Origin of the sequence: Heyndrickxia sp. FSL W8-0423 (assembly GCF_038009395.1) — a bacterium.
GTDB lineage: Bacteria > Bacillota > Bacilli > Bacillales > Bacillaceae_C > Heyndrickxia > Heyndrickxia sporothermodurans.
Genome location: NZ_JBBPBE010000001.1, coordinates 1,449,846 through 1,462,669, shown reverse-complemented (window position 1 = coordinate 1,462,669; position 12,824 = coordinate 1,449,846). Strand labels below are relative to the sequence as shown.

Genomic DNA, 12,824 nt, shown 5'->3' with positions numbered 1-12,824 from the left:
CAGTGTTTCACGTAAACAATATCATAAACCATGAATTTGATTAATGCAATCAAAAATTTTGTAGATTTGAATGAACAAAAGAAAATAAGATACTAAACGTTTATGCAGGTGGTATAGTTATACCCAACCAAAAAGCGAACAGTTTTGCCACTGTTCGCTTCTCATCTTAACTATAGACCCGATCCCTGGAAAGGAACCTTCCCATCTCCTCACTACTGATCGGTTTACTGAATAAATATCCCTGTAATTCATCACAGCCCATCTGTACTAATATATCTCTTTCATTCACCGTTTCAATTCCTTCTGCTACTACATTTAACTGGAGTCCATGGGCAATATCAAGAATGGATCGAACAAGTAAAGATTTTTTCTCATTTTGATCGATGTCCATTATGAATTGCCTATCAATTTTTATTTCATCAATTGGTAACTGAAGTAATTGATACAAAGATGAATAACCCTTTCCGAAATCATCGATTGAGATATGGATGCCTAATTCTTTTAACTGACGGATTATCTCTGCAACATGTGAAAGGTTATCGATAAACACACTCTCGGTTATTTCCAGTTTTAAATACTCCGGAGCTAAACCTGAGACATCCAACGCATATTTAATAAGTGAAATTAAATAATCCTGTTGGAAGTGTTTGGCTGAAATATTTACTGAAACAGGTACAGTGGCCAACCCACTGTCTTGCCAAGCCTTATTTTGTTTACAGGCATTGATCAACACCCATTCATCAATTTGTAAAATTAAACCGATATCCTCGGCAATTGGGATAAACGTACTGGGTGAAACATTTCCTAGTTTCGAATCCTGCCATCGAATTAATACTTCCATACTAGTAACCTTTTCATTACAGAACTTAGGTTGATAATAGAGTTCCAATCCGCCTTTATCAATAACTGCTCTTAACGCATTTTCGATCGTGAGACTATCTTCAAATTTATTTTTCATCGATTTATCAAAGAATTGAGCGGTATTCCCGCCGTTCTCCTTTGAACTATACATCGCAATGTCCGCACATTTAACAAGGGTATCCAAATCCTCCCCATCTTCAGGGTACATACTAATACCGATACTTGCTGAAATATAGAGTAATTGTTGTTGGACGTGAAATGGTGCAACAAATTCTTGTGCCATTTGTTCTAATGTGTGATTGACCTCCTCACGATGATTCACATTCTGAACGATCACAAATTCATCTCCGCCTAATCGGAATACCTCTCGATAATCGTCATGGAGCGTGCGCAACTTATTGGCAACTAATTGAAGCAGTGTATCGCCGGCAACATGTCCTAACGTATCATTTATCTGTTTAAATTGATTAATATCGATAAAAATAATTGCAATATGTTTTGACGTATTCCTTTGAATAAGCGACTTTACAAAATCTTGAAAATATAGTCGATTAGGCAATCCGGTTAATACATCATAAAAAGCTAATCGGTGTAGTTCATCCTCTGAATGTGTTAATTTCTCGGTTTGTTTTTTCAACTTTTCATTCATGTCAGTACTTTCCCGAAATAATTCTATAATCTTATCTGCCATCTTTACTAAGTTCTCTGTAAGCAGTCTCATTTCCGACACATAACTTTGTGGCCAATCAATCTTCTCAAATTGAATCAGCTTCTGGGGTAATCCGGTCGTTGCAGTTGTTAGCTGCTTAACATTTTTCATAAATAAGTTACTAACAATGTGGACAAGTATGGCTATACATAGTGCGAAGATTAGTGAAAACTTTAATTGATCCAAAAATATTGTATAAATTTTATTTTGAAATTGGGAAATAGGGTATTGAATTACAAGTTTTAAAGGAAGCGGTTCAAGCTTCTCTGTAAAAAGATAGTTACCCTTATTCCACTTACCTATAGGATAATCCTCATTGTCATTCGGTAAAACCTCGTAAAAATCATTATTGATCTGATGAACTGAATGGTTTTTCCTCCAGTTATAAACAGTATGAGCCAATATGCGCTCAGAACTAGAAGCATAAACCAGATTTGCATAGTCAGTAATAATAATGTCATATTCTGAAGATTGATAGGATCTAACCAATACGTTTAGTTGGTTTAACAATTTTTCATTTTGCAAAGAAATTTCCTTATTACCATTTTTATTTAAGAAAGAAATTTCTTCGACGATCAAATTCATATTTTTTTCCGCTTGTTGCATGATTTCTTTCTTAACATATCTTTCCGTTGACCAAACATTTATCATCACACTTAAGAAAAAAGGGATGATAATTGAGATTAATGTCACATGGAATAGAAACTGATGAATAGATACGCTATTTTTGTTCACACTATTATTCTTAAATAATTTATAAAAAGGAACATAGGCCAAAAGCATGTCCGCCAGCAATACATTAAGAAATCCATTAATAATATTTTTTCCTATTTGAAAATAAAGAGCTTGCCCTTTTACAAATGGATGATTGATCAAATATAATGCAATCAACCCAATCGTTAACCAAAATAATGCATCAACAAAAAACATTTTTGCCTTTCTGCCTTTATAAAAAAAACACCCTACAAAAATGATTTCCGTGAGTAAAAGAAGATGAAAAGCGATATTAGAAAAATGGTGAGGAATAACGAAAAATGCTAAAACGGCCGTTAATACAGCCTGTGGAAGTCCATATAGACGAAGGATTAAAAATAAAAAAATACTCGTAAAGGAAAAGATAAATCCATACTCCATCGTCAATTTATAACTTGAAGTAAAAAGAACCATCCCGAATAAAATTATATAAAGTAAAGATTCTTTATCCCATCGCAAAGGAAAATTTCTTACGTTGAACATACTAATCTCCTAATCTTCCAAGAATTCAACTTTAAATAAAGATTACTAGTTTTATCCTATAATCCAATATATTTCATCATACCATATGCAAGAATGATTGAATATAATGAATCATAGGATAAGAATTTTCATCTATACCTCCATAAATATGAAAAGTGAATCCTTATTAAAGATCTCCTAGTGGTTTTGATCCCCATCAAAATCTATCAATGGTGTTCTCTTGCCCATTTTTAATAAATAATAACTTGCAGCGACTAGTGATAGGAAAACAACACCGACTATTAAGGATATCCGCGTACTAGAATTAAACCACATACCGACTAAAACCATTAGTAAGAAAGCAATTGTAATATAATTACTGTAAGGAGCAAAAGGCATTTTGAAAGGATGACTGCCCATTTCAGCAGCTCTAATCTTACGAAATCGGAGTTCACTAATTAATAGAACAAACCAGGGTATCATTCCAGGTAGAACACTTGAACTATAAACATATAGAAACAATTGCTTTGGTGCAAGATAATTTAAAACAATCCCAATAGCCAATCCTATAAGAACTGCGATCGTACAATAAAAAGGAATTCCATTTTTGGATACTTTCGCAAAAATTTTAGGTGCCTGTCCGTCCAATGCCAGAGTAAAAAGCATTCGGCCTGCACTGAAAATCCCGCTATTACATCCAGACATTGCAGCAGTAATCACAACGAAGTTAATGATTCCGGCAGCTGCTGTTATACCCACTTTTGCAAAAGTTGAAACAAACGGACTACCTACCGCATTAAGTTGATCCCAAGGATAGACTGTTACGATAATAAAAATGGCACCAATGTAAAAAATTAATATACGCCAAATAATTGTTTTAATCGCCTTCGTTAACGTTTTGGTCGGATTTTTAGCCTCACCTGCAGTGATACCAATTAATTCAACCCCTTGATAGGAGGCAACGACAAGGGAAAGGGCAAAGAAGAAACCTTTTAATCCGCCTGTAAAGAATCCCCCATTTTTCCAAAGATTCGATAAGCCAATTGCATGACCGCCATTTCCTAATCCAAAAAAGATAAGTCCAAGTCCTGCAATAATCATCAGTACAATTGTTACAATTTTTATTAGCGCAAACCAAAATTCAAATTCCCCAAACGATTTTACAGAAATAAGATTAGCTGCTCCGAGGATGATCAATGCAATCAAACCAGGTATCCAAGCAGGCAAATTAGGAAACCAATACTTCATATACATACCTACAGCAATAATCTCTGACATACCGACAATAACCCATTGGAACCAATAGCTCCATGCAGTCAAATACCCCGCTAGTGGATGAATATAATTACGTGCAAAGGTTGCAAACGAACCCGTACTAGGTTCTAAATATAGCATTTCACCCATAGAGCGCATAATAAAAAAGATAAACAGACCTGCAATTGCATACGCTAGCATGATAGACGGACCTGTCCATTTAATCGTACTAGCTGACCCCATAAATAACCCTACTCCGATGGTACCACCTAAAGCAATCATCTGAATATGACGTGACTCGAGTCCTCTATTTAATTCTTTGTTTGGCATAAAAATCTCCTCCAGACGCTCGGACCAACGGAAAACATGTACTACACACCTATTTTCATTAGCCATTTTTATATTTTTTTAACAAGACCGAACCACTGATAAGATATAGCAGGGAGGCTAGGTAAAAAATACTTCCAATCGTAATAAAATCAACCATATACCCGGTTAAAATGATCGCAATCGATGCTCCAACTGAAGTCCAAATATGATACCTTCCAATTTCAACTCCCGCTGTCTCTTTAACCACATTTCGAGCTAAAGTTGTTTTCTCCGTGTTTTTTTGGATTGCACCTAATATTCCCATTAAGACTTGTAGGATATAAACCTGCCAAACTTCTGTAACTATTGGAAAAAACAGTAGAAGAACTGCCATAGACCACGAATAAATAACAAGTAATGTTTTATCCCCTAGTTTATCTGAGAATTTTCCTATTAACGGATATACAAATGCAGAAGTTAAGGCAAACAACCCATATGCCCAGCCGAATTGTGAATAGCTATCACCGACATTTTTTAGAAGCAAAATATAAAAGGGAAATATCATACTGCTCGCCATAACGATGATGCTTTGAAAGTAAATAAATCGTTTATATGTCATTTCCCATACTCCTTATAAAATAAATTAACAAAGCGCTCATCCGGATCATATTTTCGTTTCATATCAAAAAACTCATCTGTACGTGGATAAGCCTGATATAGTTGCTTTTTCGTTGGATAAGAGTAATAGGGTAGATAATAACTCCCATTATGTTCCAGTGTTACATCAATCATTTTCTGAACGACTTTTTCTGTATTCAAAATATCTTGCTTCGAACGACCTTGATTGATCAGCAATACAAGAGCAAACATATTATTTTTTGCATAGGACATTACAGCATGTTCATTCTTCGAAACATAGCGAATCGTTATATTAAGAAGATTAAAATCATCATCCTTTTTAAGAACAGAACGTAAATCATCAATGTAACTAGTAAACTCTGTTACTGGAACAAAATATTCCTGGAGTATCTCCGTTCTTGTTTCACTATCATATTCCATAAAAGCCGACTCAGATCGCATGACATTATTTCGAGTTTCTAGTTTATTATTTATTGTTTTCATATATCTTTTTTGGAGGTTCCAAAAGGCATCTTTACCCCAATCACTATATCGAGACACTCCAAGCAAAAGCTTAGGAAGTGCGACAATATTGTCCTTTTTCAATTTGTTATATTGTCTCAATTCATCTTGGTTGGATGCTAGTTCATAGTTTGTTACATACATTTCTCGCAAAAATGTTTCTGGTGCAACAGAAATACGAGCTAAATGCATTTTTACCTGTTCATTGTTTTTAACCTTTTCTTCAAAATATGAAGAGTAATCTTTATAATCAATTGCCTTTGAATTGGTTACATATAATTCATCATCAGTTAATTGAATCGTTACATCTAAAATTACTCCGAACAGCCCGTATCCGCCGATGACATAGGGAAAAAGCTCTGAATTTTCCGTTCTACTTACATTCACAATTTCTCCTCTCGGATTTAAAAGATGAAAAGACTTAATTGTATCTATGAGTGCATCATTTCGTATATCTCTACCATGAACATTAACACTCAAGGAACCTCCGACAGTAAAAATGTTTTGGGATTGCATTACCTTTATAGCCAAACCGTATGGATTTATATAACGCTGTATATCGTCCCATGTGGCACCGCTTTGAACTGTGATAGTTTTATTTTTTTTGTCAAGATTTAGTATTTTATTATACCGTTTCATATCAATCATAATGGCATTAGGATACAGGGTTTGTCCCCCCTGACTATGTTGCATCCCTGCAATAGAAAGCTTATCATTTGCTGTTATCGCTTTTTTTACTATTTGTTGCAGTTCTTCATCACCTTTAGCGGATTTAATACTTTTCATTGAGACCGGTAGTAAATGTCCCATATCCTCTGCCAATGGATGGCTAAGCTTATCTCCATATGTATAAATGGATGCTCCAAAGGCTATTCCATATCCAATAATAATGAGAATCAGATATTTTTTCTTCAAGTATTCACCTTCTATTTTAAAAAAATATTTGCTTTATTAATAGAATATAAGAAAAGAAGCAGTTTGTTAATTTCAACTTTTTGCAAACTTTCCATCAAAAAGCATAAATAAAAAACACTCACCATGAGAGTAAAGTAAGTGTCTTTTTTCATAGTGCATTTTTTAAGCTTGATCGATTATGTTTACTTTAACGCAGCATCCCTTTGTTTTTCAGACACTGTTTACGATTTTTGATTTTCATTATATAAGAAATTACCCTTTAAAAATTTCTCCCTTCAGCAGATCAATTGTTTCTTGAATACCTCTCACCCCAAGATTTCCATTTTTCCTTTGTCTAATCGCTACCGATTCATTTTCAATTTCCATATCACCAATAACGAGCATATAAGGAACCTTTTGTTTTTCTGCCTCTCTAATTTTTAATCCCATTTTTTCGTCCCTATCATCGATCTCGACTCGAAAACCAGCCGATTCCATTCGAGATTTTACATTCTCTGCATAATCTATATGGGATTCTGCAATAGGGATGATTTTTGCTTGAACGGGTGATAACCAGAGGGGAAAATCGCCTGCGTAATGTTCAATTAAAATCGCCATAAATCGTTCGACTGAACCAAATATTGCTCGGTGGATCATCACTGGTCGGTGAAATTGGCCTTCTTTCCCTACATAAGAGCAATTAAACTTTTCTGGCATTAGAAAATCTAATTGAACTGTTCCACACTGCCAGCTTCTTCCTAAGGAATCTAAAATGTGAAAATCAATTTTGGGACCATAAAATGCTCCATCGCCGTGGTTAACTTGATATGCAATGGCTTTCTTTTTTAATACTGATTCTAATGCAGCTTCGGCATCGTCCCAAATTGCTTTGGAGCCCATAAACTCTTCTGGGCGTGTAGATAGTTCTACCTTGTATTCAAACCCAAAATGTGTGTAGAACTCTGCAATTAACTCTAGTACTTTTGCAATTTCAGCTTCAATTTGGTCTTCCCTAACAAATAAATGTGCATCATCCTGAGTAAATGATCGGACCCGCAGCAATCCATTTAAGGAGCCTGAAAGCTCGTGGCGATGGACTAATCCAAGCTCCGCGTAGCGAACAGGGAGTTCCCGATAACTTCTTCGCTTATTATTAAAGATTAAGATGGCGCCAGGACAATTCATCGGTTTAATTGCATAATTTTGCTGATCAACATTGGAAAAATACATATTTTCGTGATAATGATCCCAATGACCCGATTGTTCCCAAAGTTCCTGCTTCATCATAATCGGTGTCTTAATTTCCTGATAGCCGGCTTTAACATGCTTTTCTCTCCAATAATTTTCCAACTCATTTCGAATCACCATTCCTTTCGGTAAGAAAAACGGCATCCCTGGTGCTTCTTCCATTGAAGCAAATAGCTCTAACTCTTGACCTAATTTTCGATGATTTCTTTTTTCTACTTCCATTTCATTTAACATGTTTGATTCCTCCTTGTTTATTTTATTTATAAAAAAACGCACCCATCCCAAAAAAGGGACGAGTGCGGTCGTGGTGCCACCCTATTTCCACAATGCACAAACTTCGTACATTATGCTCAGGAAAGATAACGGTTTTTGCCGATTATAGTTAATTTGTTTTCTACATTTCCCTATAATTGCTCGAAGGTGGTAAACTACTCTCTTTTCTTCAGGGCTCTCAGCCATTGACCCTGTTCTCTGGTTAAGAAAAACGAAAATAATTCATGTCCTTTTCATCGCAATTAATATTAAATTTACAAATAAAAAACGCACTCATCCCATAGAAGGGACGAGTGCGGTCGTGGTGCCACCCTAATTTCACAATGTACAAACTTTGTACATTATGCTCAGAAAAGATAACGGTTTTACCGATTATAGTTAATCTGTTTTCAACATTTCCCTATAATGCTCATAGGTGGTAAACTATTCCCTTCTCTTCAGGGCTCTCAGCCATTGACCCTGTTCTCTAATAAGATGAACGAGAATAATTCATGTCCTAATCGTCGCTTTCAATTTATATTGAAATGAATTTTAACATCTATATTTGAAGAATGCAAGGATTTTTTTATTTAGGAAATTTATTCGTCTCAATCCTGTACAAATCCTTACGACGATCGCGTAATTGTCTTACGGAACCACTATTTCGTGAACGTCTAAGTTTCTCAAGATCCACATCACCGACAACAACCGTATCCACATTAGGATCACATTCTCCAACGATCCCATCTCTCGCAAATCCAAAATCAGACGGAGAAAAAATAGCTGATTGTGCATATTGGATATCCATATTCTCAACATGCGTTAAGTTGCCCACGGTACCAGCAATACAAGTATAAACCTGATTTTCTATCGCCCTTGCCTGTGCACAGTAGCGTACACGCAGATATCCTTGACGATCCTCTGTACAAAATGGCACGAAAATAATATTTGCTCCTTTATCAACGGCAATACGAGCAAGTTCCGGGAACTCAACATCGTAACAGATTTGAATCGCAATTTTTCCACAATCGGTGTCAAACACATTGATTTCATTGCCCTCGGCTATCCCCCACCACTTTCGTTCATTTGGTGTGGCATGAATTTTTGACTGATTTTCAATCGTTCCATCACGGCGAAATAAATAAGCAACATTGTAGATGTCTCCATCTCTTTCTACGAAATGTGAACCACCTATAATATTCACGTTATATCTAACCGCCAGCTCCGTAAACAATTCAATATACTGGTCGGTATAGGTTGCCAAACGTCGTACTGCTTGGTCTGGACGTTTTTCCTCTAAAAATGACATTAATTGAGTAGTAAATAATTCGGGAAAAACAGCAAAATCCGAACCAAAATCAGCTGCTACATCTACATAATATTCAACTTGCCTTGTAAAATCCTGAAAGGAATCAATTTTTTTCATCATATACTGGATGGAACAAATTCTTATTGGAAAAGATGCACGATACACTCTTCGTGTCTTCGGTAGATAGTCAATATTATTCCATTCCATCAAAGTTGCAAAGGCAGCAGATGCCTTGTCATCCGGAAGATATCTAGTATTGATCCGTTTAATTTTAAATCCTTCAAGAAGCTGAAACGACAGGACCGGATCATAGATACTATGTTTTTCAACCTCTGTCACATACTCTCGAGGCGTCATCTCGTCCTTATATTTATAATAATTCGGAATCCGCCCGCCAATGATGATGCTTTGGAGATTTAATTTTCGTGCGAGCTCCTTCCTCGCTTCATACAAACGATGCCCAAATTTCATCCTACGATATTCCGGGTCAACCATCACTTCAATCCCATAAAGATTAAATCCATCCGGATCATGATTCGTAATATATCCATTATCAGTAATGGTATTCCAAGTATGCTGATCTTCGTATTCATCAAAATTAACGATTAGACTGGAACAAGTACCGACAATTTTGTCCTCGTATTCCACACAAAATTGCCCTTCCGGAAACGTATGAATATGACTTTCTAATTGTTCCCGCTTCCATGGTTCCATCCCGGGAAAGCAACGTTTCCACAGCTCCATAATGTCATCAATATCTTCCATTTTTATATTCCTAACGATAATTTTCTTTTCATATTTCGACATATCTGTTTCTGTCACGTTCTCACATCCCTAACACAATCTTTTATCATTTATTTCTACGGTTATCATACCCTCTTATATAATTTTTTAACTTCAATCCGAATTTTTTTAAGTATCTTGAATAAAGTTTTCCTCAAAATCGTATAATAACAGTGACACACCCGGTTCCCACCACGTTTATTCCACCCCGTTCAGGGTATTTGAAAATTAGAAGTTCAAGTTTCTTAACTAGTATAGGAGGCTAACAATGGAAAACAAGAAAACAAATCAATTAAAAAAATACGCGATTAATAATGAAAAGCATGCTGGTTTAACGACTAACCAAGGATTAAAAATGGCTGAAGATGAGTTTTCATTAAAAAGTGGTTTAAGAGGCCCTACCTTGATGGAAGACTTTCATTTCAGGGAAAAAATGACCCATTTCGACCATGAACGAATTCCTGAACGTGTGGTTCATGCACGAGGAGTTGGTGCGCATGGAATCTTCCAACTATATGAATCTCTAGGGAAATATACGAGGGCAGATTTTTTAACAGACCCTTCAAAAATCACCCCCGTATTTGTTCGATTTTCTACAGTTCAAGGGTCTAGAGGATCGAGCGATACCGTTCGAGATGTGCGCGGCTTTGCAACAAAGTTTTACACGGATGAGGGAAATTTCGATTTAGTTGGAAATAATATGCCGGTTTTCTTTATCCAAGATGCGATCAAATTCCCTGATTTTGTCCATGCTGTTAAACCGGAACCGCACAACGAAATCCCCCAAGGGGCCAGTGCTCATGATACTTTTTGGGACTTTATCGGTCAAAATCATGAATCAGCACATATGATCATGTGGCATATGAGTGATCGGGCCATCCCGCGAAGCTTACGTATGATGGAAGGCTTTGGTGTACATACCTTCCGCCTTGTCAATGCTGAAGGAAAAGCACATTTTGTAAAATTCCATTGGAAGCCGACATTAGGTGTACATTCTCTAGTGTGGGATGAAGCGCAAAAGATTGCTGGAAAAAATCCGGATTTTCATCGCCAAGATTTATATGAAGCAATTGAAAAAGGTGATTTTCCGGAATGGGAGCTTGGATTGCAGATCATACGCGAAGAGGACGAACACGCATTTGATTTTGATATTTTAGATCCTACGAAAATTTGGCCAGAAGAAGAAGTTCCGGTGAAGATTGTTGGTAAAATGACATTAAATCGAAATGTTGATAACTTTTTTGCGGAAACCGAACAAGTAGCCTTTCACCCTGGTCATGTTGTTCCCGGTATTGATTTTTCTAATGATCCTTTACTTCAAGGGCGTTTGTTTTCCTATACCGATACACAGCTATCAAGACTAGGTGGTCCTAACTTCCACCAAATCCCTATTAATCAACCAGTATGTCCTTTTCATAATAACCAGCGAGATGGAATGCATCAAATGACGATCCATCATGGACAAACAAGCTATCATCGAAATGGCTTAAATGCAAATCAACCTCAGCCTGTTCCTGTTGAAAAGGGTGGTTACGAGCATTATCAGGAAAAAGTGGAAGGAAATAAAATTAGAGGTCGCAGTGAAAGCTTTCTGGATTTCTACTCGCAAGCTAAATTATTTTACAATAGTCTTGCCCCTTATGAACAACAGCATGTAAAAGATGCATTTAGTTTTGAACTAGGTAAATGTAAATCAGATATGGTGAAATATAACGCAATTGATCTTTTAAATCATATTGATCGACAATTGGCGAAAGAAGTCGCCGAAAATATAGGTTCCCTACTACCTGAAAAAAACCGCGAAGTAAACAGTTCAAAAAAGTCCCCTGCGCTTAGTATGGCAAATACCGTTCGTAAGCCCGATACAAAGTCAGTTGCCGTTCTATTAAATGGGAAACCTAATGAAGCGCAGCTTTCTGATTGGATTAAAACGTTTGTACAGCATAAAATAAATTATAGTATCGTTGATAAAAAAGTTTATCCGTTAAACGGCATGCTGAAAGTGACGGATACGTATGATACTGCCGACCCTTGTCTTTTTGATGCAATTTTACTAATGAGCAGCGGACCAATTATTGATGCCCCTGTCTTAGATTTTATTGAAACCACATATAAACATTATAAGCCTTTAGGTTTGGCTCTTGATGATCATCAAGCTTTAGAGAAAAGCCGTGTTAATACAAATGCAATTGGCGTGTACGATCTATCTAAGTCTAGTATTCAATTATTTATTGAAGGTATTGCCCAAGGCCGATTTTGGGATAGAAATTAATTTCACAGGACAGTGGACAAGGTCTACTGTCCATTACAAATTTATAGCTCCCCAATGAACTTTTTTATTATGATATGATAGTGGTAAAAAATTGGGGTGTGAGAATACGATGATAGAGGATGTTCTAGAGATTATTGTCCGCTCTACAGAAATCGATGTAAATGGACATGTGAATAATGCAAAGTATTTGGAGTACCTTGAATGGGGTCGTGAAAATTGGTATGAAAATGCCGGACTTCCTTATGAACGATTTCTTGATATGGGGATTCAAACAGTAACAGTCAACATTAATATTAATTATCGTAAAGAATGCAGACAAAATGACCGGCTTTCGATACGAACACGCCCCGAAAAAGTTGGTCGAAGCAGCTATGTCTTGCTCCAAGAAATTTATAATCAACATGGTCAAAAGTGTGCGGATGCGCTTGTAACAAGTGTAACCATGAATGCCACAACACGTAAAAGCTGTGAGGTGCCTGATGAATTACGCACACTATTTGATAGATAATTAGAATTTGATATTAATTGCTTCCGAGGTCACAGGTTCCGTTAAAAGTAAAAAACAGCGATTTCTTTGA

General features: G+C 36.2%; 8 protein-coding genes and 2 other annotated features. Of the genes, 2 read left to right on the top strand and 6 right to left on the bottom strand.

Going from position 1 to position 12,824, the window contains the following annotated elements; genetic code table 11:
• Window positions 1-166 precede the first annotated feature (166 nt).
• From MKY81_RS07295 to MKY81_RS07270, 6 genes are all read right to left on the bottom strand, one after another.
• On the bottom strand, window positions 167-2,806 hold the full coding sequence (locus tag MKY81_RS07295; protein WP_108070080.1) for an EAL domain-containing protein: 2,640 nt from the start codon (window positions 2,804-2,806) through the stop codon (window positions 167-169).
• A 177-nt stretch (window positions 2,807-2,983) separates the two neighbouring features.
• Entirely contained in the window at window positions 2,984-4,369 is a 1,386-nt protein-coding gene (locus MKY81_RS07290) for an amino acid permease (RefSeq protein ID WP_107958508.1), read from the bottom strand.
• A 58-nt stretch (window positions 4,370-4,427) separates the two neighbouring features.
• Complete coding sequence (locus MKY81_RS07285; RefSeq protein WP_108070076.1) at window positions 4,428-4,967, bottom strand: MFS transporter; 540 nt, start codon at window positions 4,965-4,967, stop codon at window positions 4,428-4,430.
• On the bottom strand, window positions 4,964-6,403 hold the full coding sequence (locus tag MKY81_RS07280) for an FAD-binding oxidoreductase (protein WP_108070074.1): 1,440 nt from the start codon (window positions 6,401-6,403) through the stop codon (window positions 4,964-4,966). The genes MKY81_RS07285 and MKY81_RS07280 overlap by 4 nt, the downstream gene beginning before the upstream one ends.
• A 252-nt stretch (window positions 6,404-6,655) precedes the next feature.
• Window positions 6,656-7,864: a threonine--tRNA ligase gene (gene thrS, locus MKY81_RS07275; RefSeq protein ID WP_107958506.1), complete on the bottom strand. Its 1,209-nt coding sequence runs from the start codon at window positions 7,862-7,864 to the stop codon at window positions 6,656-6,658.
• A 51-nt stretch (window positions 7,865-7,915) separates the two neighbouring features.
• Window positions 7,916-8,149: a binding site (T-box leader), on the bottom strand.
• A gap of 36 nt (window positions 8,150-8,185) precedes the next feature.
• Window positions 8,186-8,416 (bottom strand) — a binding site (T-box leader).
• Window positions 8,417-8,468: 52 nt separating this feature from the next.
• On the bottom strand, window positions 8,469-9,998 hold the full coding sequence (locus MKY81_RS07270) for a bifunctional GNAT family N-acetyltransferase/carbon-nitrogen hydrolase family protein (protein ID WP_066235534.1): 1,530 nt from the start codon (window positions 9,996-9,998) through the stop codon (window positions 8,469-8,471).
• 244 nt (window positions 9,999-10,242) lie between these two features.
• On the opposite strand from MKY81_RS07270, the gene MKY81_RS07265 reads away from it, so the two are divergent.
• Both MKY81_RS07265 and MKY81_RS07260 read left to right on the top strand, forming a co-directional pair.
• Window positions 10,243-12,246, top strand: coding sequence for a catalase (locus MKY81_RS07265; protein WP_066235468.1), 2,004 nt, complete (start codon window positions 10,243-10,245; stop codon window positions 12,244-12,246).
• 112 nt (window positions 12,247-12,358) lie between these two features.
• Window positions 12,359-12,754, top strand: coding sequence for an acyl-CoA thioesterase (locus MKY81_RS07260; RefSeq protein WP_066235536.1), 396 nt, complete (start codon window positions 12,359-12,361; stop codon window positions 12,752-12,754).
• Window positions 12,755-12,824 lie beyond the last annotated feature (70 nt).